This is a genomic window from uncultured Maricaulis sp., assembly GCF_963975345.1.
Taxonomy (GTDB): domain Bacteria; phylum Pseudomonadota; class Alphaproteobacteria; order Caulobacterales; family Maricaulaceae; genus Maricaulis.
Map to the genome: position 1 here is coordinate 14,000 of NZ_CAXBGE010000004.1, position 23,874 is coordinate 37,873.

Annotated in this window: 20 protein-coding genes; 12 read left to right on the plus strand and 8 right to left on the minus strand. The window is 60.8% G+C overall.

Features of this window, described 5'->3' with window-relative positions; genetic code table 11:
- Positions 1-3 precede the first annotated feature (3 nt).
- Entirely contained in the window at positions 4-1,776 is a 1,773-nt protein-coding gene (locus AAC029_RS05025; RefSeq protein ID WP_339744628.1) for an amidohydrolase family protein, read from the plus strand.
- A 46-nt stretch (positions 1,777-1,822) separates the two neighbouring features.
- Positions 1,823-2,599 carry a hypothetical protein gene (locus AAC029_RS05030; RefSeq protein WP_339744631.1) on the plus strand — a complete coding sequence of 259 codons (777 nt, stop codon included), beginning with the start codon at positions 1,823-1,825 and terminating at the stop codon, positions 2,597-2,599.
- Positions 2,600-2,894: 295 nt separating this feature from the next.
- Here AAC029_RS05030 and AAC029_RS05035 read toward each other — a convergent pair whose 3' ends face one another.
- Positions 2,895-3,275 carry a DUF6481 family protein gene (locus tag AAC029_RS05035; RefSeq protein WP_339744633.1) on the minus strand — a complete coding sequence of 127 codons (381 nt, stop codon included), beginning with the start codon at positions 3,273-3,275 and terminating at the stop codon, positions 2,895-2,897.
- A 191-nt stretch (positions 3,276-3,466) separates the two neighbouring features.
- Between AAC029_RS05035 and AAC029_RS05040 the strand changes: the two genes are divergently transcribed.
- The 4 genes from AAC029_RS05040 to AAC029_RS05055 are packed head-to-tail and all read left to right on the plus strand — an operon-like array spanning position 3,467 to position 6,259.
- A complete protein-coding gene (locus AAC029_RS05040; RefSeq protein ID WP_339744636.1) occupies positions 3,467-4,021 on the plus strand; it encodes an SCP2 sterol-binding domain-containing protein in 555 nt (184 codons plus the stop codon).
- Positions 4,018-5,019, plus strand: coding sequence for a peptidase U32 family protein (locus tag AAC029_RS05045; protein WP_339744638.1), 1,002 nt, complete (start codon positions 4,018-4,020; stop codon positions 5,017-5,019). The genes AAC029_RS05040 and AAC029_RS05045 overlap by 4 nt, the downstream gene beginning before the upstream one ends.
- Positions 5,016-5,918, plus strand: coding sequence for a U32 family peptidase (locus AAC029_RS05050; protein WP_339744641.1), 903 nt, complete (start codon positions 5,016-5,018; stop codon positions 5,916-5,918). Before AAC029_RS05045 ends, AAC029_RS05050 begins: the two co-directional genes overlap by 4 nt.
- A complete protein-coding gene (locus tag AAC029_RS05055) occupies positions 5,903-6,259 on the plus strand; it encodes a chorismate mutase (protein WP_339744643.1) in 357 nt (118 codons plus the stop codon). Before AAC029_RS05050 ends, AAC029_RS05055 begins: the two co-directional genes overlap by 16 nt.
- A 32-nt stretch (positions 6,260-6,291) precedes the next feature.
- Here AAC029_RS05055 and AAC029_RS05060 read toward each other — a convergent pair whose 3' ends face one another.
- The 4 genes from AAC029_RS05060 to AAC029_RS05075 form a co-directional block, all read right to left on the minus strand.
- Entirely contained in the window at positions 6,292-7,050 is a 759-nt protein-coding gene (locus tag AAC029_RS05060; RefSeq protein WP_339744645.1) for an SDR family oxidoreductase, read from the minus strand.
- Between the two features lie 269 nt (positions 7,051-7,319).
- Positions 7,320-8,741 carry a coniferyl aldehyde dehydrogenase gene (locus tag AAC029_RS05065; protein WP_339744647.1) on the minus strand — a complete coding sequence of 474 codons (1,422 nt, stop codon included), beginning with the start codon at positions 8,739-8,741 and terminating at the stop codon, positions 7,320-7,322.
- Between the two features lie 54 nt (positions 8,742-8,795).
- Positions 8,796-10,406, minus strand: coding sequence for a GMC family oxidoreductase N-terminal domain-containing protein (locus AAC029_RS05070; RefSeq protein ID WP_339744649.1), 1,611 nt, complete (start codon positions 10,404-10,406; stop codon positions 8,796-8,798).
- The gene (locus tag AAC029_RS05075) at positions 10,399-11,697 is read right to left on the minus strand and encodes a serine hydrolase (RefSeq protein WP_339744651.1); all 1,299 of its coding nucleotides are present in this window, start codon (positions 11,695-11,697) and stop codon (positions 10,399-10,401) included. The genes AAC029_RS05070 and AAC029_RS05075 overlap by 8 nt, the downstream gene beginning before the upstream one ends.
- Positions 11,698-11,948: 251 nt before the next feature.
- Here AAC029_RS05075 and AAC029_RS05080 point away from each other — a divergent pair, with 251 nt between their 5' ends.
- From AAC029_RS05080 to AAC029_RS05095, 4 genes are all read left to right on the plus strand, one after another.
- Complete coding sequence (locus AAC029_RS05080) at positions 11,949-14,654, plus strand: TonB-dependent receptor (RefSeq protein WP_339744653.1); 2,706 nt, start codon at positions 11,949-11,951, stop codon at positions 14,652-14,654.
- 75 nt (positions 14,655-14,729) lie between these two features.
- Positions 14,730-15,146: a hypothetical protein gene (locus AAC029_RS05085; protein ID WP_339744655.1), complete on the plus strand. Its 417-nt coding sequence runs from the start codon at positions 14,730-14,732 to the stop codon at positions 15,144-15,146.
- Positions 15,147-15,149: 3 nt separating this feature from the next.
- Positions 15,150-16,118, plus strand: a complete 969-nt coding sequence (locus AAC029_RS05090; RefSeq protein ID WP_339744657.1) for a sterol desaturase family protein — start codon at positions 15,150-15,152, stop codon at positions 16,116-16,118.
- A gap of 121 nt (positions 16,119-16,239) precedes the next feature.
- The gene (locus AAC029_RS05095; RefSeq protein WP_339744659.1) at positions 16,240-17,328 is read left to right on the plus strand and encodes a ferritin-like domain-containing protein; all 1,089 of its coding nucleotides are present in this window, start codon (positions 16,240-16,242) and stop codon (positions 17,326-17,328) included.
- Positions 17,329-17,407: 79 nt separating this feature from the next.
- Here AAC029_RS05095 and AAC029_RS05100 read toward each other — a convergent pair whose 3' ends face one another.
- The 3 genes from AAC029_RS05100 to AAC029_RS05110 all read right to left on the minus strand — a co-directional run bounded on the left by AAC029_RS05100 (position 17,408) and on the right by AAC029_RS05110 (position 20,655).
- Complete coding sequence (locus AAC029_RS05100) at positions 17,408-18,001, minus strand: class I SAM-dependent methyltransferase (protein WP_339744661.1); 594 nt, start codon at positions 17,999-18,001, stop codon at positions 17,408-17,410.
- 88 nt (positions 18,002-18,089) lie between these two features.
- The gene (locus AAC029_RS05105; protein WP_339744663.1) at positions 18,090-19,103 is read right to left on the minus strand and encodes a hypothetical protein; all 1,014 of its coding nucleotides are present in this window, start codon (positions 19,101-19,103) and stop codon (positions 18,090-18,092) included.
- Between the two features lie 121 nt (positions 19,104-19,224).
- Positions 19,225-20,655 carry a short-chain fatty acyl-CoA regulator family protein gene (locus AAC029_RS05110; RefSeq protein WP_339744665.1) on the minus strand — a complete coding sequence of 477 codons (1,431 nt, stop codon included), beginning with the start codon at positions 20,653-20,655 and terminating at the stop codon, positions 19,225-19,227.
- A 146-nt stretch (positions 20,656-20,801) separates the two neighbouring features.
- Between AAC029_RS05110 and aceA the strand changes: the two genes are divergently transcribed.
- On the plus strand, positions 20,802-22,088 hold the full coding sequence (aceA, locus tag AAC029_RS05115; protein WP_339744668.1) for an isocitrate lyase: 1,287 nt from the start codon (positions 20,802-20,804) through the stop codon (positions 22,086-22,088).
- A gap of 80 nt (positions 22,089-22,168) precedes the next feature.
- Positions 22,169-23,809 (plus strand): malate synthase A, encoded by a 1,641-nt coding sequence (gene aceB, locus AAC029_RS05120; RefSeq protein ID WP_339744671.1) that lies wholly within the window; start codon positions 22,169-22,171, stop codon positions 23,807-23,809.
- The last annotated feature ends 65 nt before the right edge of the window (positions 23,810-23,874 follow it).

Genomic DNA, 23,874 nt, shown 5'->3' on the forward strand with positions numbered 1-23,874 from the left:
GCGATGTTTGATCTCAAAATCGAGGGCGGCTTGGTGTTTGACGGCACAGGCGGCGCGGCCGTGTGGACCGATATCGGGATTACGGACGGGCGTATCGTGGCGATCGGCAATGATATCGGCGCGGCCAAACGCACGATTGACGCCAAGGGTCAGATCGTCACGCCAGGCTTCATCGACGTCCACACCCATTATGATGGCCAAGCGAGCTGGGATGGCGATCTGCGGCCCTCGATCGATCATGGTGTCACCACCGCCGTGATGGGCAATTGCGGTGTCGGCTTCGCGCCGGTCCGTGAAGCCGATCACGACAAGCTGATCCGGCTGATGGAAGGCGTCGAGGACATTCCCGGCACCGCGCTGGCAGAAGGCCTGACCTGGAATTGGGAAAGCTTCCCCGATTATCTCGACGCGTTGGCCCAAGTGCCGCGCACGATCGATATCGCCGCCATGCTGCCACACGATCCGCTGCGGGTTTATGTGATGGGCGAGCGGGCGATCCATTCCGAGCCCGCCAATGATGATGACATCGCCGAGATGCGCCGCCTGACGCGCGAAGCGCTGGAAGCTGGCGCGATTGGTTTCGCCACCGGCCGCTCCGACGTCCACAAGAGCGCCGATGGCGACTGGACACCTTCATCCGAAGCCACGCGCGCCGAACTGACCGGTATCGCGAAAGCCTTCAACGGTCTCGATTACGGCGTGCTGCAGGCCGTGAGCGATTTCAATCTGGAACGCGGCGAAGCCGATTTTGACGAGGAATGGTCGATCATCGCCGATTATGCCAAAGCCTCCGGCCGGCCATTCTCCTTCTCTCTGATGCAGCGCGATTTCGCGCCCGATCAATGGCTCAAACTGATCGCCCGCACCGAGAAGCTGAAGGAAGAGGGCGTCGATGCCCGCATGCAGGTGGCACCGCGCGCCATTGGTGTCTTCCTCGGCTTCAATTGCACCTTCCACCCGTTCATGGGCTATCCCAGCTACAAGACCATCGCCGACCTGCCGCTGGCGGAACGGGTCGAGCGCATGAAGGCTCCCGCCTTCAAGGCGAAAATCCTCAGCGAGAAAAGCGAAAAACTGGCCGGGCCGGGCTCATCCGTGCCGCCGCTCGCCGATATGTTGATGGAGCATATCGACTATGTCGCCGAGAAATTCTTCCAGCTCGGCAATCCGCCGGACTATGAACAGGCCGCCGAAAATTCACTCGCCGCCAAGGCCCGCACCAAGGGCGTCACCCTGATGGAGATGATCTATGACACCCTGCTTGAGCGCGACGGTCATGAGCTGATCTATCTGCCGCTGTATAATTACACCGAGCTCAATTACGACAATGTCCTCAAGATGATGCAGCATCCCCAGGCGCTTTATGGCCTGTCCGATGGCGGCGCCCATGTCGGCACGGTTTGTGATGCCTCAATGCCGACCTATATGCTCACCCACTGGACCCGCGACCGCACCCGCGGCGACAAACTATCCCTGCCGCGCGTCGTCCGCATGCTGACCGGTGCCCAAGCCGATTATATGGGCATGTCCGATCGCGGTTATATCCGCGAAGGCCTGAAAGCCGACCTCAACATCATCGATCTCGACAATCTCCAGATGGAACCGCCCCATATGGTCCGCGATCTGCCAGCCGGCGGGCAGCGCCTGCTGCAGGGCGCAACCGGCTATACCGCGACGATTGTCGCCGGTGAGGTGGTGATCGAGAATGGCAAGCTGACAGGGGCGAAGCCGGGGACGGTTTATCGCGCCGGGCGGGTGCTGGCGGCGGCGGAGTAGGGGGAAATAGATGTTGAGGCTTTGGGCACCGTCCCGATGGCACTACATGTTAGCGGCTCTCGGTTTTGCAGTCTGGATACTGATTGCAATCGTAGCACCGATTTTTATCGCCTGTTTCGATTGGGCGGAAATTCAGCGTGCCTGGTACGCTTGGCAAGGATTCAATGTCGGAATGCTCGCCTTGGCCGCTAGTATCGTCGCGTTCGGTGCGGCTCAATTGAAAGAGGTGCGGGCCGCGGAGCGCAACTTTATTGCTGAGCTGCCCTTTCTCCCTGAACAGTTGAGCGCGCTTACTGAGTATTGTGACGGGTGCTTCGCTACGCTGGTGTCCGCTTGGAAGCGCTCAAAAAAAAATGGCAGTGCGTCGACTGCTCCCTTGGCACCAGCGCCCCCTGAATTGCCAGATAAGTACCGTGAGGTCCTGAAGGAAATTATCCGGTTTGCTCCACGAGACGTATCGCGTTACCTCGCTGTGCTATTGGCTGAGCTTCAAATTCACAATTCAAGACTTAGAAGCCTTCGGAAGAGCTTTGAGGATCAAAGCTCGATCGTCGTGCCCCTCACTGTGATGGACTACATTCGTGCACTTGGGGTGATTCAGGCCCGTATCAATCATTTGTTCCCGTACGCTCGACGAGAGACCTTGGAGATCAATGTAAGTGGAATGACGCTGCAGGATCTAGGGGCGGCGCTACGGCTTGGTGGAGTAGAGATCAGTGAAATTGACGGGCTCCAAGATTATCTACCCGCTGCAGTTGAACGTGCGAACCGTAAGTTTTTGGTGGATCCAGAAGATGTCCTTGGAAAAGCTTCTAACGCTTGATGGTTTTTTCCATATTCTCGAGTTGCAGCCAGCTGAGGCAGACCCGCCCTTAAATCCCTTGCCAAGTCCAGCCTGGCGGATCCCGGCATGGGTTTCAGGGCAAGGTGTGGCCGCTGGCCACTTCTCCACCAAACACATCATATCCCTTCCCCCGGATTTATTCCGGGGTCTGCCGGAGGGGAATCCAGCTAGGCTGCCAACGGGATGCAGGCCCCGGAATTCGCTGCGCTCCTCCGGGGGAAGATGGGTTGTATGGGTGGAGCGGGAAGCGGGCTGACGCCCGCCCGAATCGCGTTTAGCGCTTGCGCTTCTTCCTTGCCGCATAGCGCGCATCGCGCTCGGCTTTCTTCGCGGCTTCTTCGGCGATATGCCGCTCGAGCTCAAGCTTTTCTTCGGCTTCGCGCGCTGCGATCTCGGCCTGTTCGGCGGCGAGGGCGGCTTCGGCCTTGGCGGCGAGTTCGGCAGCTTTGCGGACTTTTGTTTCTTCTTTCACGCGCTCGCGCTCAAGGCGGCGCGCTTCGCGGGCCTTGGCAATGGCTTCGCGTTCTGCGCGCTTGGCAGCGAGTTCCGGGTCGTCGAGCTTCGGCGCGGTCTTGAATTTTTCCAGGAGCTTTTTCTTGGCCTCGGCAGCACTCTGTTTGCGGTCGGCGAAGGTCGGATTTGCGTAGTTTTTCAAGCTGTATTCGTCCTTGGTTCGGGTCAAAGCCGGTCTGGCGCGCCGCCATCGGCGACGATCTGCCCCTGTCTGCCCTTGCTGACGCGTCAGCACAACCCCGCCTGTGCGCCTTTGTCGCAGATTCTTGCTTTGATAAATATCAAGTCACGGGGCTATCACTTGGAGACCGAAACGGCCCGGGTTGATCGATCATGTTGCCACAATCACTGCTTCGTCCCGTTCAGACCATGGGTCGGATCCTCGCAGCGCGGCCTTGGCCGGCGGGCCCGCTGGGTCGCGGCGCCGCGCAAGCGTCGACCTTGGCGATGCAGCCGGCGGCGTTGATGCTGACGGCGTCGCTACGGCGGCTGGCTCGGCGGAGGCCCGAAGTCTTTGAGCGGCTTGGTGCGGCGCGTCAGGCGCGCATTCTGATCTGCCCGGCCGGTGCACCGATTGCGTTTCTGGTCTGCCCGGACGGGCGGCGTGGATCGGTGAAGGCGGTGAGGGCCGGGTCGTTGACGCCGTGCGAGGCGCGGATCGAGGCACCGCTCGATCTGTTATTGCGTCTGATGCAGGGCAGCGAGGATGGCGATGCCGCATTCTTCGCCTCCGATCTATGGATTGAAGGCGATACCGCCATTGTACTCAGCTTGCGCAATGCGATCGAGGAGGCGGAGATGACACTGCTCGATCTCCTGCCGCTACCGGCTTTGCCGCTTGTGCCGTCAGCGCCGTGGCGTGCCGTAATGCCGGGGAGCCAGGCATGACGCGCGGCCCACTCGAACTGGTCTGCCCGGCGGGCACGCCTTCGGCCTTGCGCGCGGCGGTCAATGCCGGCGCTGATACGGTCTATTGCGGGCTGCGCGACGAGACCAATGCCCGCAATTTCCCCGGTCTCAATTTCTCCGATCCCGAATTGGCCGAAGGCGTTGCCTATGCGCACCAGCGCGGCGCCAAGGTGATGGTCGCGATCAACACATTTGCCCAAGCCGGCAAAACGGCCATCTGGGCCCGCGCCGTTGATGCGGCAGCGGCGGCCGGTGCCGATGCCATCATTGCCGCCGACATGGCTGTGCTGGGACAGGCCGCCTCACACCATCCGGATCTACGAGTGCACCTGTCGGTCCAGGCGGCGGCGGGCACGCCGGAAGCGATCCGGTTTTACGCAAACCGCTTCGGCGTCAAACGGGTCGTGCTGCCGCGGATCCTGTCGATTCCCGAGATCAAGGCGCTGATCGGCGAGATCGATATCGAGGTCGAGGTGTTCGCCTTTGGCGGGCTATGTGTGATGACGGAGGGGCGCTGTGACCTGTCCTCCTATGTCACCGGGCGCTCGCCCAATCTCGACGGCGTTTGCTCGCCGCCTGAAGCGGTCAGCTATTCGCGCCAGGATGGCAGCCGTTCAGTCGCGCTCGGTGGACTGACGATTGACCGGCAGGTCGACGGCGCCCCGCTGGGCTATCCAACCCTGTGCAAGGGCCGCTTCATGGCGGGCGGCAAGACCGGGCATTTGTTCGAGGATCCCGTCAGTCTCAATACAATCGATGTGCTACCGCAATTGCTCGATGCCGGTGTCACGGCGCTCAAAATCGAGGGCCGCCAGCGCGGCAAGGCCTATGTCGAAGCGGTGACGCGCCAGTTCCGGCAGGCGATTGATGCGCTGGGCGGCGCGGATGGGCAGCCGGCAGCTGGGGCTGCGATGCTCAATACGCTGGCGGAAGGCCAGCGCGGCACGGTGGGAGCGTACAAGAAAACATGGCGATGAACCCGTCCCCGATCGCGCTGAGCCTCGGGCCGCTCTATTTCAATTGGCCCTCCGGTCAATTGCTCGATTTCTATGCCCGGATTGCCGATGAGACGCCGGTCGAACGGGTCTATCTGGGTGAAATCGTCTGCGGCAAGCGGGGCCCCTTGACCCAGCTCGCCGTCGCCACCGCAGCAGAACGGCTCGAGCGGGCCGGCAAGACCGTGATCTGGTCAACGCTGATCTCACCGGTCAATCGCCGCGAACGTCGCCTGACCGAGGAGCTGGTGCGCGAAGGTGAACAGGTGGAATTGAATGATTTCGGCGGGCTGGCGGGCCGCGCCGGCGCCGGGTTTACGGCCGGACCCTTCCTCAATGTCTATAATGAAGACACGGCCTTGATGCTGCAGGAAATGGGCTGCACGCGCTGGTGTCCGCCGGTAGAATTGTCCTTGCAGTCGATCTCTGACATCGCGGCGCGCTGTCCCGGGCTGGAGACTGAACTGTTTGGCTTTGGCCGTTTGCCGCTGGCGCATTCAGGCCGCTGCTATCACGCGCGTCAGCATGGCCTCAATCGCGATTCTTGCCGCTATGTCTGCGAACATGATCCCGATGGCTGCCGAGTCTCGACGCTCGATGGCACCGCCTTTCTCGCTTTCAACGGCGTTCAGACGCTGTCCGATGGCCTGCAGCTGTGCACCGAAACGCCGGAGACTTTGCGGATGGCGGGGATATCGGCCCTGCGTCTGTCGCCGCACAGCATCGGGACGGTCGAGGTCGCCAACGCCCTGCGCAAATTTCTCGACGGCGACAGCAGCGCGCGGGAGATGGTCGAGGCCGTGCGCGCCTCGACGCTGCCGCTGCCGCTTGTGAATGGCTATCTGGCCGGGAAGGCGGGGCTGGAATGGACGATGGCGTGAGCGAAACCAATCTCGCTGCGGTGCGGTTGAAGATCGACCGGGTAGATCGCCAATTGGTGCGCATGCTGGCCGCGCGCAAAGTCCTCGTCGAGACGGCGGCGCGGATCAAGCGCTTCCCGCGCTATGTCGTCGATGCGGATCGCAATGAGGCGGTGTTGGAGAATGTGAGGCGCTGCGCGCGCGAATTTGGCCTGCCGGAGGCATTTGCCGAACGGGTTTGGCGCTATCAGACCGAGTTATGGATCCGCCACCAGCTCGATCTGATGGTGCGCGAAAGTGGCGAAATACCCTATGCTGGCAACAGGCCTGCCTCGCATGAGCGCGGTGTTCGGCCGGGTTGATGCGTGGTGAAGGTTGTCAGCCCAACAGGCGTTTAGCGCACATAACTCGCGCCATTGATGTCGATACAGCTGCCCGTCGCGCTTTGGCAGGCGCCCGAGGCGAGGAAGGCGCACATGGCGGCGATTTCTTCGGGTTCAGCCATGCGGCCGATCGGTATTTCCGACTGGGCGGCGGCGATGCCGGCGGCGTTTTGCGGTGCCATGCGGGTATTGATCCAGCCGGGCGTGAGGGCATAGGCGTAGATCGCGTCGGGCCCCCATTGGCGCGCCAGCGTTTTCGTCAGCGACAGCAGCGCGGCCTTGGAGGCGCCATAGGCGATGTGGTCGCGATCTTCGCCGCGATAGCCGGCGCGGCTGGAGATATTGATGATCGAGCCGCCGCCGCGCGTCACCATGGAGGGAATGGCGGCACGGCAGATATCGGCGACGGCCATCAGATTGACCTGGAGAATGGTCGCCCAAGCCGCCTCCCAATCGGGATCTGAGGCCTCGAAGGGCGTTGCCCAATGGATGCCGGCATTATTGATGATCGTGTCGAGCTTGCCGCCCGCGAGATGTTGCGCCGCCTCGACCAGATCGCGGCCAGCTCCCGGCATGGACAGATCCGCCTCGACAGCCCCCAGCGCGCGCGGTCCGATCTCGCGTACGGCCAGATCGGCATCGGCCATATTGGCATTGCCATGCAGCACGACTTCCGCGCCCTGCTCGGCAAACAGTTTCGCCGCCGCCAGGCCAACGCCATGGCTGGAACCGGTGATCAAGGCGCGCTTGCCGGAAAGGGGAAGGGACATGGGGCGTTCCTGTAGAGCTTGAAGTTAGCGCTGTGTTAGGCGAATTCGGAAACGCCGCCAAGCTGGGAGCACCAGACCCGTCGCGTTGTGCTCGTCGTCTTCACCAGCTCCGACCGCTCCGCGCCCACCTCTTCCATCAAGGAAGAGGTGGGCGCTTGATCTGACCGGCCTCGATTATCTCCTTCCTCTTCCCTGATGGAAGAGGTGGTCCGGACAAAGTCCGGGACGGAGCTTGTGATGATCGTAAAGTGCTGCCGTTGGCGTCGATGCTAGCTCATCTGCTTCTTTGACACCGTCTCGTAGAATTTCCCGTAGGGCGGGGCGAGCAGGCGGGAGGGGTGCCATTTGCCGGTCGCAAAGACCGCACGTTCATGGGTGAATGTGAGGAAACCGGCCTCGCCATGATAGCTGCCCTGACCCGACGCTCCGATACCGCCAAAGGGCAGGTCGGGCACGGAGAGGTGGAGCAGATTGGTATTGATGCCAACACCGCCGGACTGGCTCTGATCGAGGATGCGCGATGCCATCTCCTTGTCGGTGGAATAGACATACAGCGCCAGCGGATGCTCGCGGTCAGCGACATAATTCGTCGCGGCGTCGATCTCGCTATAGCCGATCACTGGCAATAGCGGGCCGAAGATTTCCTCGGTCATCAGCTTTGAATCGGCGGGCGGGTTGAGCACCACCGTTGGCGGGATTTTGCGTGCCGCTTGGGCGGCTTGGGCATCATGCTTGGCCTGCAGGATTTCGGCCCCGCCAGCGCGAGCTTCTTCGATCATGCCGGTCAGGCGCTCGTAATGGCGATCCGAGACGATGGCGGTATAGGCATCATCGCTGGAGGATTCGGGGAATTGATGCTCGGCGATCTTGATGATCGCTTCGCCCAGGGCGCGCTCCTCGCCATTGGGCACCATCACGTAATCGGGCGCAACGCAGGTCTGGCCGGCATTGAAGAATTTACCCCAACCGATTGATTTGGCGGCGCTCAATTGTGGATAGCCCGGCGTGACGATGGCGGGCGATTTACCGCCGAGTTCCAGCGTGACGGGCACCAGATTCTCTGCCGCCGCCATGGCGACGAGCCGGCCGACCTGGGTCGAGCCGGTATAAAAGAGATGGTCGAATTTCAGCTTGGAAAAGGCCTCGCCAACCGCCGGCCCGCCGCTGATGACGCAGACATGGTCCTCCTCAAACGCTTCGCCGATCAGACGCTTCATCAGATCCGCTGTCGCCGGCGTGAGTTCAGACGGTTTGATCATCGCACGGCAGCCGGCACCCAGTGCTGCCACCAGCGGTGCCATGGCCAGCTGGAAGGGGTAATTCCATGGCGAGACAATGCCGACCACGCCCTTGGGTTCGCGGCGGATCGTTGACTTGCCGGGCATCAGAGTCATCGGCGTCGAGACGGTGCGCGATTTGGCCCATCTGCTTAGGTGTTTGGCGGTGTGATCGGCATCCTGGATCACGAAGGCGATCTCGCCGATGACGCTTTCCTGCTTGGCGCGATTGCCAAAATCACGGCTGATCGCGTCGCAGATCGCATCACTATTATTCCGGCACAGAGCGGCAATGCGGGCGAGGTCGCGCTTGCGCAAATCGAGCGGCCGGTGACGTTCATGACGAAACGCGTCCCGCTGGGTGGCGAGCAGGGATTTCATGCGTTCGATCTGCTTGGCTTCGGCTTCGCTCATGGCGGCCTCCTGATTTAGTCTGGGCTCGACGGGCTGGTCTCAATGAGCTCGAGCTCAGGCCGTGTTATTATCTTCGGCGATCATCGCGCTGGCACGCGTCGCGATCATGATCGTCGGCGCATTGGTATTGCCGCCGATCAGGCGTGGCATCACCGAGGCATCGACGACACGCAGCCCCGCGACACCCTTGACGCGGCAGCGGCTGTCCGTGACGGCCATCTCGCCCGACCCCATCGCGCAAGTCGAGGTCGGATGATACAGCGTTTCGGCGCGTTTCCGAACATCATCCTTGAGACCGTTCAGCGTCGTCACCTCGGCGCCGGGCCAGCGCTCGGCCTTGCGATCATAATCGAAGGCCGGCGAGGCGAGAATATCGCGCACCTTGCCGAGGCCATCCGCGAGCACTTCGAGATCGAACTCGTCCTCGAGATAATTCGGCTGGATCGCCGGATGCTCATAGGGATCGGTTGATTTGAGCGTGATTTCACCGCGGCTCTTGGGGTAGAGCTGACAGACATGCAGGGTGACACCATGCCCCCAAGCCTTTTCCAGCCCGTGCGGATTGGAAATGGCGGGGATGAAGACCAACTGCATATCGGGCAGATCGCCAGCAAACGCCGATTTGATAAAGGCGCCGCCCTGGACGGGATTGACGGTGAAGGGTCCGTCCCCCGCCAGAGCCCAGCGCGCCACCATATAGAGGTGGTTGGGCATGGAGCGCAGCGAATTGCCGATCGAAGTCGAGGACTTGGTCCAGAGCTGGGCCGTGATGTCGAGATGGTCCTGCAAATTCTTGCCGACACCGGGCACGTCGGATTCAACAGCGATGCCCAGGGCGCGCAATTCATCGGCCGGCCCGACGCCCGAGAGCAGCAGGGTTTGCGGCGAATTGATCGCCCCGCCCGACAGGATGATTTCCTTGCGCGCTGTGAGCGTGGTCGTGACACCGTCAATATCGACCTCGACGCCGGTAGCGCGGCCGCCCTCAATGATTACCCGGCGCACCATCGCCTTGGTCGTCACCGAGCAGTTTTCCCGCTCCAGGGCAGGGCGCAGGAAGGCATCGGCGGCAGAGCAGCGCTTCTTGCCCTTCTGGGTCACCTGGTAGGGACCGAAGCCTTCCTGGGTTGGACCATTGAAGTCGGGATTGCGTTTGTATTGCAGCTCATCTCCGGCCTTGAAGAAGGCCTCGGTCAGGGGATTGAGCGGCGCTATATCCTGGACCCAGAGCGGACCATCGGTGCCGTGCAACTCGCTCGGCCCACGCGTCTGGTGCTCGACTTCCTTGAAGGCGGGCAGGGCATTGGCCCAGTTCCAGCCCTTCGCGCCATAAGCACTTTCCCACTCGTCGTAATTTTCGTGGGCGCCGCGCATATAGTGCATCGCATTGATCGAGGAGGAGCCGCCTAGCGTCTTGCCGCGTGGCCAGAGCAGTTTGCGGTCATGCAGGTGTTTCTGCTCTTCGGTCCAATAGCCCCAGTTGAAATCCTCGCCGGTGACGGCGAATTGCAACAGCATCGGCGTGCGGATAATCGGGCTATCGTCAGAGCCGCCCGCCTCAAGCAGACAGACCGAGACGGTTGGATCGCGCGACAGGCGTTCAGCAACGGTGCAGCCGGCCGAACCGGCACCGCAGATGATGTAATCATAAGCCGTTTCACTCATCACCAGTCTCCGTGACCGGGATTTCGCCGGTTTCAGGGCCGGTGGCCGGTTCACCTTCACCGGGCAAATCCGGCACGGCGATGGGGTCACCATAATGCGCCGCGAGGGCGCGCATGGCAGAAATCGATTCTGCGGTACGGGGCCCCCAAGTCGTATCGGCCGCTGTGCGGGCGATCACGATATGGCGACGCTCATCGACCCAGACATATTGGCCGTAAACGCCGGCCATGAAGTATTCGCCGTCATGGTTTTCTGGCACCCAGAAATGCAGGCCATAGCCGCGATGCGGATAGACAGAGGCTGGCCCGGCTTCCTGGAAGGGCGCATTCGGGCGCGTCGCCATCGTCACCCAACCTTCGGGCAACAGGCGCTGGCCATCCCACACGCCGTCCTGCAGGTAGAACTGGCCCATGCGGGCATAGTCTTCCAGGCGGGCATTGAGGCAGCAATAGCCGATCGCCATGCCGTTATCGCCCTGGATGTTCTGGTTCCATGAGGCATTGCCTACCATGCCCAACGGACGCCAAATCTTCGTCTCGACGACCTGGGCCAGAGGTGCATTGTAAATGCCGCGGATGACCGCCGAGAGGACCTGGGTGTTGGCGCTGACATATTGCAGATCCTGTCCGGCAGGACGGTCGCGCTCAATCTCGCCAACCAGGGTATCGATATTTTGGCCATAGATATTGGCGCCAAGGAAGAGGCGACGAATATCCGAATCCGGCGCGTTGTAATCCTCGTTGAAGTGCACTCCGGCGGACATCATCAGCAGATGCCGCAGCGTCGTCTGACCGTAATCCGTGCCGGCATATTGTGGCGCAAACATTTCGGCGGTCTGGTCGAGGCTGGCGATATGCCCGTCTTCCATCGCCATCGCGATCAGTGTGGCGACAAAACTCTTGCCGACTGACCAGCTCGTATGCCGGGTTTCCGGTGTCGAGCCGAGCAGATATTGCTCGTGCACGACGACACCATTGTGCAGCACGATCAGCCCGGTGGAATCGGAGGCGGCCTGCCAGTCATCAACGCTGTCCTGGCGGCCATCAAATTCGAATGTGACAGGGTCATTGCGCACATCGCGTGGCAGGGGAATCGGAGAATCCCCAGCGAAAATCGTCCTGTAGGGGAAAATATCGTCCATATCGCGAAATGTGGCGGCGAGCCGGTCTGGCTGGGTGGCGGCCTGGATCTCGGCCGGAGAATATTCGGACCAAGGGCGGTAATACCAACCGGCTGCGACCATGATGAGGGTGGCGATAATCGCGCCCAAGCCTATGAAAAATCTTCTCATTTCTCTCCCCAGAGTCTCAAGACTGAACGCTGTTCACTGCGCAGCCTAGCAGAGTCCGGGCAGGAAGAAAGAGGCTCGCGGACGCCGCACCGGAAATTGGTAAGTGCGGTATGCTTGCATCAGGTTAGAAGTTTTTTTTCGCAAAGGGAAAAACGGGCTGACAGCGCGCACGGTCGATGCTCAAATGCCAAACAGATACGCGGATCGGTTGGTTAAAAAAAACCGCGTCACCTAGGGGAGAAGAAATTCACATGAAAATGTTCTCAAAAGCGGCTGCCTTGGGCACGACCGCAATTCTCAGCGGGTTGATCGCCGCCTCGGGCGCCTTTGCCCAGGTCGAAACGATCACCATTACGGCGCAAAAGCGCGAACAAACCCTGCAGGACACACCGGTTTCGGTGGCCGTCGTTACGGGCGCCCAAATCGAGCAATCCCAGATCCGCGACGCCGCCGATCTGCAAATGCTGGTCCCTTCGCTGCGGGTTTCCGAATTCGCGACCTCGACGAACACCGAGTTCAATCTGCGCGGCATCGGGACTTCGAGCTTCAACCCTGGCCTTGAGCCTTCGGTCGGCATCTTTATCGATGGCGTCTATCGTCCGCGCTCCGGCTCAGCGATCAACGATTTCCTGACGGTGGAGCGCGTTGAGGTCATTCGCGGTCCGCAATCGACCCTGTTCGGGCGCAATACGCCGGCGGGTGTTGTCAGCATCATCACGCAGAAGCCGGAATATGATTTCGGCTATAGCGCCGAAGCGACGATCGGCAATTTCGGTACCCGCATTCTTCGTGGTACCGTCACTGGCCCGATCTCCGACACGATGGCCTTCCGCTTCGACGCCACGACCCACACGAATGACGGTTACATCACGGCCGTCGATGGCCGCGACATCAATAATCGTGATCGCCAGAGCTATCGTGGTCAGCTGTTGTGGAATCCCGGCGATAATACCGAAGTTCGGATTATCGGTGATTACAGCACGATCGACGAGAACTGCTGCGCCGCACCGTTCGCCTATTATGATCCGGTTGATCTCGGCGCGATTGTCGGCTTGGGCGGAACAGCGGTTCCGGCTAATCCGAATGGTGGCCGTATCGCCATCGATGGTGATCTGAACACGGTTCTGGATACGTCGGGTTTCTCGGCCCAGGTCGATCATGATTTCGAGAACTTCACCTTCACCAGCATCACCGCTTGGCGCAATTACGACGAAGACCAGAATTTTGACGCCGATTTCTCGGATCTCGACCTGGTGAGCATCCGTCATATCCAGAACCAGTATGACAGCTTCACCCAGGAATTCCGTCTGACCTCGACCGGCGATAATGATATCGACTGGATGTTGGGCGGGTTCTATTACGACAACAAGCTGCACTTCCAGAATTCGACGCCCTATGGCGCCGATGCGCGGAACTTCTTCAACGCAGCGTCCGCTTCGAGTGTCGCACCGCTTGTGGCCAGCCTTGGCTTGCCCACCGGGACCGGCGGTATCTCACTGCTGGAATTCTTCCTCAACATGAACCAGGCGGCCGGGGTCGGCAATTTCGTACCGCTGGCTTCGGGCAGCGCTGCCCTGCCAACGACTCCAACCGAAGGCTTCATTTCCACCAGCCATGGCCTGATTTCGGAAGACTATCAGTATGACACCGAGGCCTGGTCCTTCTTCGGCCAGCTTGACTTCCACCTCACCGATGACTTCACCGTCACGGTTGGTGGTCGTTATTCCAATGAAGACAAGACGATGGTCACCCAGATCAATCAGCCTGATCCGATCTCGGCCTTCAGCTTTACCGATCTGGCGCAGGATCTGCGTCTGGTCGCACCGGGCTTCTGTGACCCGGGTCTCTTCCCTGTCGTCGGTGGCGATGCCTGTGCTTATCTGGTGCCGGTTGTCCTGCTCGGCCAAGGCCTGACCCAATACCCGGGCGGGGCTCCGATCAATCCGAGCGCACCGCTGCCGGCCTATCTGGCGGGCACGGCGTTTAACCCACTGCTCGGCTTTACCGCCTTCCAGAACTGGGCTCCGGTCAATGCGGCTGATTTCCCGACGTCACGGAATGACACCAATTTCTCGGGCAATATCATCCTGTCCTATGATGTGTCGGACACGCTGAACGTCTATACGAGCTATGCCACGGGCTTCAAGCCAGGCGGGTTCAACGTCTCGACCAATGCGGCCTTCACCGGTGTGTTCGAGTTTGAGGAAGAGACTTCCAGCTCGTTCGAGATTGGCATGAAGGGTTCACTGGCGGATAACCACTTCGTTTATGCGGTGGCTCTGTTCGATCAGGAAATTCAGGGCTTCCAGACCAATAACTTCGTTGGCAATGGCTTCGCACTTGAGAATGCCGGTTCCATCCAGGTTTCCGGTCTCGAATTCGAAGGTACTTGGGCTCCGACGGCCGGTCTGGTCTTCACCGGTGGCTTCACCTACCTGTTCCAGAGCAAGTATGGTGACTACCAATATGCCCCTTGCCCGGACACCTTTAATGGTGTCGGCGTCTGGGATGCCGGCGATCCGAACTTCGCGCTGTGCGAGATCGGTGCCGAGCGGACCAATACAGGCGGCGTAACAGCCCTGTTCAACGACCTCTCCGGTCGTGATCGCGGTAATTCCGAGTTCGTCGGTTCGATCACCGGTACCTATACCTGGGCCGTCGGTGACAGCATGGAAGCCTTCGTTCGCGGTGAAGCCACCAATATCTCTGACTTCGGCCTCACCACCTCGCAGGACCCACGCTCCTTCACCAACCAGTCCGCCTTCACCCTCGTCAATGCCAGCTTTGGTCTTGGCGCCGAGGATGGCCGCTGGGGTCTCCAGTTCTGGGGCCGCAATATTTTCGAACAGGACTACGTCAAGGGCGCCTTCCCATCGGTCGGTTACCTCGGAACCAGCGTCAATGCTTATCCGGGCGATCCACAGACCTATGGTGTGACCCTGCGCATCCGCGGGTAAACAGCGTTCAATTTTCGCTTTGAATGGGGGCGAAGGCTGTATAGCCTTCGCCCTTATTCTTTGTGGGAGTGCGCGATGATGCTCGCCTTGTTACTCTTGGGATCACTGGCCGGCGTCGCCGCGATGGTGGCGCTCAATCACTGGCTTGGCTTGAGCGAGCCGGCCCGCCTGCGCGATATCGACGAAGCGGTTGAACGCCTCGATGTCGATGCCGTCGGGTTTGAAGCCGGCGAATCGGTGCTGGCCGAAGACGGCAGTGCCGCCCTGGTCGAATCAGCCGATGGCGCGACGATCGGGCTCTTGGCCGCGCGCGGGGACCAGTTCGTCATCCGCTTTTTGACACCCGGCCAAGTGCGCGCGGCGCGGATCGGGGAGGGTGGATCGTTGACGATCCGCTTGGCCGATTTCACCTTCGCGCCGGTCAGCTTTCCCTTTGGCGACTCGCCGCACATCCGGCACTGGGCCGACAAACTCAACGCATTGCAGGGCTGAACCATGGAAAACGTGCCAGACTTCGTCCGTGAGCTTGATCCGATCATTTATGCCATCCCGATCTTCGTCATCGCGGTGTTTGCCGAAATGATCTATGCGCGCAATACGGGCGCCGCCCGCTTCGATGCGCGCGACACCGCCTCCTCCCTGTTGATGGGGCTGGGCAATACGGTGTCAGGCCTGGTGTTTGCCGGTCTGCTGACGGCCTGGTTCATGTTCGTCTATGACCACCGCTTCTTCACCATCGGCTTTGCCTGGTGGATCTGGGTCTTGGCATTCGTGCTGGATGATTTCGTGTATTACTGGTCGCACCGGCTGGCGCATACGGTACGCTGGTTCTGGGCCGATCATGTCGTGCACCATTCCTCGCAGCATTATAATCTGACCACAGCGCTGCGGCAGCCCTGGCTCAGTCCGTTGACGCTCAAATTTCTCTGGATCGGCTCGGCGATGGTCCTGCTGGGCTTCCACCCGCTGATGGTCGGCTTTCTCGGTGCGATAAATCTGATCTACCAGTTCTGGATCCATACCGAGGTGATCAAGCGTTGCCCGCCCTGGTTCGAGGCGGTGATGAACACGCCCTCGCACCATCGCGTCCACCACGCCACCAACCCGCTCTATCTCGACCGCAATTATGCCGGCGTTTTTATCGTCTGGGACAAGCTGTTCGGGACGTTTCAGCCGGAGCTGGAGGCCGAACCCTGCCGCTATGGCATCGTCAAAAATCTCGGCACCAACAACCCGATCAAGATCAGCATGCATGAATGGTTCGCCATCGTCGCTGATATGCGCGGCGCCGCGTCCTTGCGCGAAGCGATGATGTATCTGCTGGCGCCGCCAGGCTGGTCGCCGGATGGTTCACGCGCCACTTCGAAGCAATTGCTGGCGCGCTGGCAGGCCCGTAACGGCACGCCGCGCAGTGAGGCTGACGATGACAGCTCGACACGGGCGGCACCGAGTGCTGCCGAGTGAGGGCACCAGGCAATGAGCGGGCCGGATAGCCTCTTGCTTTCCGGGAAATTTTGACCCACGTTACGGAAGTGAACGTCGTTCACTTCTGCATTTCTGGCCACACCTGGGGAGGTTCTACGCCATGGGAACGCTGCGCGATCTCTATCCGATTCCGAATATCGACAAGTCGTGGTCCGTGCCACAGGATTTCGACACCCTGTTCGACTGGGATTATGATGAGGGGCGCACGACGCTCATGCATCTCTACCAGAAGGGCAAAGATATGCAGTGGGATGCGGTGAGCCGCATCGACTGGACGCAAGAACTCGATTTCGAAAATCCGATGCAGATGCCCGAAGAGGCGAATGCGATTTTCGGGTCCCCGATGTGGGACAAGATGAACAAGTCGGAGAAGCGCGAATTTCGCCGCCACTCGCAGGCTTGGAACATCTCGCAATTCATGCAGGGCGAGCAGGCGGCGCTGATCTGTGCCGCCAAGATTGTGCAGCAGGTTCCCAGCCTCGACGCTAAATTCTATGCCTCCACCCAGGTGATGGACGAAGCGCGCCATGTTGAGGCCTACAAGAATCTCCTGACCAAATTCGGCGTCGCCTATCCGATGACGGCACCGCTGCAGCAATTGGTCGACCAGGCCCTGCGCGACAGCCGTTGGGATATGACCTATCTGGCAATGCAGGTCGTCATTGAAGGCCTGGCGCTGGCCGCCTTCGGCACGATCCGCGATGTGGCCCAGAACCCGCTGGCCCGCATGGTCAATGCCTATGTGATGGAAGACGAGGCGCGCCATGTCGCCTTTGGTCGCCTGTCGCTGCGCGATTATTATCCGACCCTCAGCGATGCCGAGCGCGATGAGCGCGAGGAGTTCCTCGTTGAGGCCTGCTACCTGATGCGCGACCGCTTCCAGGCGCGCGAAGTGTTCGAAGTGATGGGCCTGCCGGTCGATGAGTGCGTCAAATGGGTCGAGAATTCAGCGACCATGCAGCTGTTCCGCACCTTCCTGTTTCAACGCATCGTGCCGATCGTCAAGGATATCGGCCTGTGGGGCCCGCGCATCCAGAAAGCCTATGTCGATATGGGCGTGATGCACTTCTCGGAGCTCAATCTCGACGAGCTCTCAGCCCAGGACGAGAAGATTGCCGCCGAATTCGACGAGCAGAATGAGGATGTCCGCACCGCCTATGTCAAATCTGTCGCCGGGCATGCCGAATAAGATCTGAAAGCACCGCTGGCCCGGCCCTCGGGCCGCTGCCAGCGGCGGTCAGACAATCTCCATTTCCGCGCGTAAATGCCTAGAGCGTGCCGACACCTATCAGCACCGGCATGCTCTCGCCTTCAGCGTCAATCGTGAACGCTGGACCGACCCGGATATCATGGAGCTTTGCTTGGTTGAGCGCTGCGCTGATTTGGTTCTCTGAGAGTCCAAAACCGTCGCCGCCCGACGCCTGCCAGTCCCATTGCACAAAATGCCCGCCGCGTCTGAGCAAACGAGCCAGCGCTGGGACCGCGTGCTCGTAATCGGGCAAAAAACTGCAAACGGATGACGCGTAAATCAGGTCGAAGTTTGAAAACCAATCACCGTCAATCCGGAAATCCTTATCCAGAATGTCGCCATGGACGGCGGTCACATTGCCGAGATTCTTGCCGTTCAGAACCGCAATCATTTTTTGCGAGGTATCAACGGCAATCAATTCATGCACGTGCGGCGCAATCTTTTCGGCGAGCAGCCCCGTGCCGCACCCGAAGTCGAGAACCCGTTTTGATTTCCAGCTGGCGCCAGACATATCGAACCGGGCATCCAACGACACAAACGCTTGGTTTGCATAGTGTTTGACGGCTGGGTTGTCGTCCCAGCCCTCTGCATATTCGTTCCAGCTATCAGTCATTTTGCAGACGCTTTCCTGGTGTGACGCCGCTCTGGCGGTTCAACGTCCCATCTCATTCGATGAAAATCATAGGTTCGCTGAATCAGGTTCAATCGCAATCGCGCGTCGGATTATCGCGTGTGAGCGCGCAAATCATCAGCCCGCCATTCGTCTCGCCATAGGTCGTGACCAGACGTTCGCGCAGGGTTGCCCATTTGTCGGCGCTGTCCTCGATGGCGGCTTCGACGCTGCGGCGGAAATTATCGCCCACCGTGCCGCGGCGCAGATTGCCAACACCGATGACCGGGTCGATCGGGCCGGTATCCTTGGCGAGATTGAAGTGGCGCAGTCTGTGCTGGCCCTGATCGCCGTAGAAACAGCCTTCCTCCTCATTGACGAAGGATTCCATGTCGAAGCAGCCGGAGATCAGACCGGCCGGGAAGGCCGGGTTGGCGGTGCGCAAATCGAGCCAGGGCGCGCGGCCGGTCTGGCCCAGCCCCGGAGGGTTTTCAATCCCGACCGGCTGGTTCGGATCGGCCTCGTCGACCCAATTGGAATGCGAGTAGAAGTCCTGACCGGCATGCAGGATCAGGCCGAGATGAGCGAGGACATTGCACTTGGCGCGGCCATGTTGGCTGCCGGCATAGACGCAATCGATATAGCTCGGGATTTGGCTGCCACGGATATCGCCATCCTCGTCGAGCAGGTCGGCAGCGTCGAGCACGGCGTGATCCAGATTGGACATCATTTGCGTCCGGCATTCGGTCAGGGAGGCCTGCGCCTCGGCAGCGCTGCGCGGATAGCCCGGCACGTCGAGATAATCGCCAGCGCTGCAATGGGCATAGGAGGTCAGCATGCCGCGCCCACGGTCCGGTGCGCCGACTGCGCCGAATGAACCTTCGGCTCCAGCCAGACTGTCGAGCGTGTCGGCTTCGAAACAGGCATCGCCGGTGCGGCCATTCTCGCAGGCCAGGGCGTGGCGGGTGATGCGCGCATGCTCGGCATCCTGGCCCATGCCGCGAACGGTGCCATAGGCTTGGCTGGCGATCGGTGCCAAGCTGGCGATGACTAGCGTTGTGGCGGCCAGAAATGCGGCGCGCCGCCGGGTTTGAGCGTGTTTCATGGGGTGTCCTTGCTTCGCGTAGCCGCAGCGTCACCCGGCAGCCGGTAGGGTAATATCCTCTAGGTATCCGCCGGGAAAGTCACGAGAAACCATGAATTTTCTGGGCGGCGTGCCGCGCAGCTTAGTCTTCGCCAAACGAGTAGGGCGATGCGCGCAACTGGTGCAGGTCCATGTGGAGCTTGCGATTGAGCGGGGGGAAGGCGCGTTGGGCACAGTCTTCGCGTTCGCACAGGCGGCAGGCAATCCCGACCGGCTGCACGCGGCCGCCCTCCAGCCCGTCGGCATGAACAATCTTGTCGGCATGGGCCCAATCGCAACCCAGCGCGATGGCGTGGATCACCGGACGTTGTCCGATCGGGGCAGCACTGACCTGACCACGCGCGATGGACAGATTGCGGGTTCCGTCGGGCAATTCGAAAGCCTGAACGAGCAGGCGTTCGGGCTGGCCGAGCGCGTCATAGAGATTCCATTTCGGACAGCCGCCGCCGGAGCGCGCAAACGGCATGATGCCGCCGCCGAAGCGTTTGGAGACATTACCCGCTTGGTCGACCCGGATCATGAAGAAGGGCAGGCCGCGTGCGCCCGGACGCTGCAGCGTGGTGAGACGGTGGCAGACCTGTTCGAAACTGACCTCGAAGCGGCGTTGCAGCCGGTCGACATCATAGCGCGTCGCCTCGGCCGTTTTCAGCATGTCGCCATAGGGCATGTGCACCGCGCCGGCGAAATAATTGGCCAGACCGATGCGGTAAAGCTTGCGCGCTTCGTCGGAGGGCAAATTGGCGCTCGCGCTCAGGGCATCGAGCGTCTCCCCCAACTCGAGCGAGGCGAGCACAACCGCCATGTTGAAGGAGCGTGAGCCCGGTGCCAGCGCTTCGGACAAGAGCAGGCGGCGACCATGAAAGTCGAGCCGGCGGCGGGCGCCGGCCATGATCGTCTCATCGAGGACGCGGACGGCAAAGCCGTGCCGTTCCAGCAAATGGCGGGAGAGGGCGGCCTCGCATAGGCGCGGGCGAATGCCGGCCTGCTCGATCAGCGCCTCGGCGGCATCTTCCAGTTCGGGAAAATGGTTCTGGCGCGCATCGAGCGCATCGCGCACGCTTTCCAGCACCGCGCCCGGTCCACCATGGGCGGCACCGGGGCCGGACATGCGGCTGGCGAGATCGGCGGTCGCGGCATTGGTCTCGCGATAGGACTGGTAGAGCCGGGCAAAGGCTTCGGCGACGCGCGGATGTGCTTCGCTCAACTCGTTGAGCTCGATCCGGTCGAGTTCCATCCCGGCCAGTAGCGGGTCGGCCGCAGCCTCGCGCAGATCGGACAGTAATTGCTTGTCGGACTCTTGGGCGAAAGCGCGGACATCGACATCGAAGGCATCGGCGAGTGAGAGCAGAACCCGTGCCGTGACTGGGCGCTGATTGCGCTCCAGCAGATTGAGATAGCTCGGCGAGAGGCCGAGCGCCGTTGCCGTTTCGGCCTGGGTCAGGCCGCGCTCGCGCCGTAAACGACGCAAACGCGCGCCGGCGAAGATCTTTTCGAGGGGTTGGGCTTCGCTCATGTTTTGTACCGAAATTTACAAGATGACATCATTACAGTGTAATTTGTATACACCGTGTCCGCTTTCTATGGAAGGCTTTGTGGACAGGCGCTATTCCGTTTGACACCGTAGGGGCAATTCAACTCCCACAGTTACGGTGAAAAAAAATGACAAGCTTTAAAGATCTGGTTCCCGGTGCCGCTGCCGACCGTTTTGACGGTATTGAGCGCGGCTATGGCGTCGATGATGTCCTCAAACTGCGCGGCTCGGTCCAGATCCGCAACACGCTGGCTGAACGCGGTGCGGAAAAGCTCTGGGACCTGCTCAAGACTGAGCCCTATATCAATGCGCTCGGCGCGATGTCGGGCAATCAGGCGATGCAACAGGTGCGCGCCGGTTTGAAGGCGATCTATCTGTCGGGCTGGCAAGTTGCCGCCGACGCCAATGTCGCTGGCGCCATGTATCCCGACCAGTCGCTCTATCCGGCCAATTCGGGTCCCGAGCTGGCGCGCAAGATCAATCGTACCCTGCAGCGCGCCGACCAGGTCGAGTTTTCCGAAGGCAATGTGACGCGCGACTGGTTTGCCCCGATCGTTGCCGATGCCGAAGCCGGCTTTGGCGGACCGCTCAACTGCTTCGAGATCATGAAAGCCTATATCGAGGCGGGCGCTGCCGGCGTTCACTTCGAAGACCAGCTCGCTTCGGAAAAGAAATGCGGCCATCTGGGCGGCAAGGTTTTGATCCCGACCCAGGCACATGAGCGCAATCTGATCGCCGCGCGTCTCGCCGCTGATGTCATGGGCGTCTCGACCATCACCGTCGCCCGCACCGACGCGGAAAGCGCCAAGCTTTTGACCTCAGACATTGACGAGCGCGACCATCCCTTCATCGATTTTGAGGCCGGGCGCACGCCAGAGGGCTTCTTCCGCATCAAGGACGGTGTCGGCGTCGATCATTGCATCGCGCGCTCGATCGAATACGGCAAATATGCCGACCTGTTGTGGTGGGAAACATCCAAGCCGAATCTCGACGAGGCGCGCCGCTTCGCCGAAGCCGTGCACAAGGTCTATCCCGGCAAGATGATGGCCTATAACTGCTCGCCAAGCTTCAACTGGGAAGCCAATCTGGACCAGGCCACGATCGCTAAATATCAGCGTGAGCTGGGCGCGATGGGCTATAAATACCAGTTCGTGACCCTGGCCGGCTTCCACAGCCTGAACCACTCAATGTTCGAGCTGGCGCGTGGCTACAAGGATCGCGGCATGGCGGCCTATTCCGAGCTTCAGCAGGCTGAATTTGCCTCCGAAGCCGATGGCTACACGGCGACGCGTCACCAGCGCGAAGTCGGCACCGGTTATTTCGACAAGGTCTCGCTGGCGCTGACCGGCGGTACCTCCTCGACGACCGCGATGGGCGAGTCGACCGAGTCGTCGCAGTTCGAAGCCGCCGAATAAGCATTCGGGCTTTCGGGTCCGAAGCGGGGTGCGCGCCCCAAACGTGCGCCCCGCATCCCTTTTGCCGACAGGAGACAGCCATGACACAGATTACACCGAGCGGCGTTGAGATCCTGGGCCATCTCGAGCCGGGCTATGGCGAAATTCTCAGCCATGATGCGCTCGTTTTCCTGGCCGGCCTGCATCGCCGGTTCGAGAAGCGTCGCCAATCGCTGCTGCGCCATCGCACCGAGCGCCAGGCCGAGTTGAATGCCGGCGCCCTGCTGATGTTCCCCCACGAGACCGCCGATATTCGCGCCAGCGAGTGGAAAGTCCGCGCGGCCCCCGCCGATCTGCTTGATCGCCGCGTTGAGATCACCGGTCCGGTGGATCGTAAAATGGTCGTCAATGCGCTCAATTCCGGCGCCAAATGCTTCATGGCCGATTTCGAAGACGCGACCGCGCCGAGCTGGTCCAATCTCCTTGAGGGCCAGATCAATCTGCGCGATGCCGTGCGACGCGAGATCGATTATGTCGACGAGAAAAACGGCAAACGTTACGCCATCAATCAAGACGCTGCGGTGCTGATTGTGCGCCCGCGCGGTTTGCATCTCGAAGAGCGCAATCTCCGGATCAACGGTCAGGCCATCTCCGGAGCGCTATTCGATTTCGGCCTCTATCTGTTCAATAACCACGCCGCTTTGAAAGAGCGTGGGACGGGGCCGTATTTCTACCTGCCCAAGATCGAGTCCCGTTTCGAGGCGCGCCTGTGGAGCCTGGTCTTCCAGCATGCCGAGGACGAGCTCGGTCTTGAGCGGGGCACGATCCGCGCCACGGTCCTGATCGAAACCCTGCCGGCCAGTTTCGAGCTCGACGAGATCCTGTACGAGCTGCGCGGCAATATTGTCGCCCTCAATTGCGGTCGCTGGGATTATATCTTCAGCTATATCAAACGTCTGCAGGCACGGCCGGAACATGTTCTGCCCGACCGCTCGGCGGTGACGATGAAGACCGGCTTCATGAGCGCCTATTCCAAACGCGTCGTTGCGGTGTGCCATCGCCGTGGTGCGCATGCGATGGGCGGCATGTCGGCCTTCATCCCGGTCAAGGGCGATGAAGCGGCCAATGATGCCGCGCTCGAGCAAGTGCGCCAGGACAAGCTGCGCGAGGTCAAGAACGGCCATGACGGCACATGGGTGGCGCATCCCGATCTCGTCCCCGTCGCCAAGGCGGTGTTCGACCAACACATGCCGCAGGCCAACCAGATCGATTTCGTCGATGAGTTTGCGATGCCGGTCACGACCCGGGATCTGCTGACCGCGCCGCAAGGCGAGATCACTGACGCCGGCGTCGCCGACAATATCGATGTCGCGATCCGCTATGTCGCCTCTTGGTTGGGCGGGCGCGGTGCAGTGCCGATCCGCAATCTGATGGAGGATGCGGCGACCGCCGAAATCGCCCGGGCCCAGCTCTGGCAGTGGCGCCGTTTCAACAAGTCCACCGCCGAGGGCACCGCCCTGACAGCGGCCACGCTCGAGGGCCAGATCGAAGCGACCTGCAAGGTGTTGCAAAACGAGGTTGCCGGCCAGACCGAGCTGCAGAACCAGATCCGTCAGGCGACGACCATCCTCCACGATCTCGTCCTATCGGAAGATTTCGTCGAATTCCTCACCCTGCCGGCCTATGACATCCTGACCGAGGGTCTGAAGAAATCGATGCGCCTCAAGGAGTTCGAGGACTGAGGTCTTCGCCTTCCAGACCCCAAAGAAAAGACCGGTTGCGAGCGTCGCAGCCGGTCTTTTCATGC

Excerpts from the sequence above, each read along its gene's own strand:
- AAC029_RS05025 (WP_339744628.1), top strand. The coding sequence starts at position 4 with ATGTTTGATCTCAAAATCGAGGGCGGCTTGGTGTTTGACGGCACAGGC.
- AAC029_RS05030 (WP_339744631.1), top strand. The coding sequence starts at position 1,823 with ATGTTAGCGGCTCTCGGTTTTGCAGTCTGGATACTGATTGCAATCGTA.
- AAC029_RS05040 (WP_339744636.1), top strand. The coding sequence starts at position 3,467 with ATGTTGCCACAATCACTGCTTCGTCCCGTTCAGACCATGGGTCGGATC.
- AAC029_RS05045 (WP_339744638.1), top strand. The coding sequence starts at position 4,018 with ATGACGCGCGGCCCACTCGAACTGGTCTGCCCGGCGGGCACGCCTTCG.
- AAC029_RS05050 (WP_339744641.1), top strand. The coding sequence starts at position 5,016 with ATGAACCCGTCCCCGATCGCGCTGAGCCTCGGGCCGCTCTATTTCAAT.
- AAC029_RS05055 (WP_339744643.1), top strand. The coding sequence starts at position 5,903 with ATGGACGATGGCGTGAGCGAAACCAATCTCGCTGCGGTGCGGTTGAAG.
- AAC029_RS05060 (WP_339744645.1), bottom strand. The coding sequence starts at position 7,050 with ATGTCCCTTCCCCTTTCCGGCAAGCGCGCCTTGATCACCGGTTCCAGC.
- AAC029_RS05065 (WP_339744647.1), bottom strand. The coding sequence starts at position 8,741 with ATGAGCGAAGCCGAAGCCAAGCAGATCGAACGCATGAAATCCCTGCTC.
- AAC029_RS05070 (WP_339744649.1), bottom strand. The coding sequence starts at position 10,406 with ATGAGTGAAACGGCTTATGATTACATCATCTGCGGTGCCGGTTCGGCC.
- AAC029_RS05075 (WP_339744651.1), bottom strand. The coding sequence starts at position 11,697 with ATGAGAAGATTTTTCATAGGCTTGGGCGCGATTATCGCCACCCTCATC.
- AAC029_RS05080 (WP_339744653.1), top strand. The coding sequence starts at position 11,949 with ATGAAAATGTTCTCAAAAGCGGCTGCCTTGGGCACGACCGCAATTCTC.
- AAC029_RS05085 (WP_339744655.1), top strand. The coding sequence starts at position 14,730 with ATGATGCTCGCCTTGTTACTCTTGGGATCACTGGCCGGCGTCGCCGCG.
- AAC029_RS05090 (WP_339744657.1), top strand. The coding sequence starts at position 15,150 with ATGGAAAACGTGCCAGACTTCGTCCGTGAGCTTGATCCGATCATTTAT.
- AAC029_RS05095 (WP_339744659.1), top strand. The coding sequence starts at position 16,240 with ATGGGAACGCTGCGCGATCTCTATCCGATTCCGAATATCGACAAGTCG.
- AAC029_RS05100 (WP_339744661.1), bottom strand. The coding sequence starts at position 18,001 with ATGACTGATAGCTGGAACGAATATGCAGAGGGCTGGGACGACAACCCA.
- AAC029_RS05105 (WP_339744663.1), bottom strand. The coding sequence starts at position 19,103 with ATGAAACACGCTCAAACCCGGCGGCGCGCCGCATTTCTGGCCGCCACA.
- AAC029_RS05110 (WP_339744665.1), bottom strand. The coding sequence starts at position 20,655 with ATGAGCGAAGCCCAACCCCTCGAAAAGATCTTCGCCGGCGCGCGTTTG.
- aceA (WP_339744668.1), top strand. The coding sequence starts at position 20,802 with ATGACAAGCTTTAAAGATCTGGTTCCCGGTGCCGCTGCCGACCGTTTT.
- aceB (WP_339744671.1), top strand. The coding sequence starts at position 22,169 with ATGACACAGATTACACCGAGCGGCGTTGAGATCCTGGGCCATCTCGAG.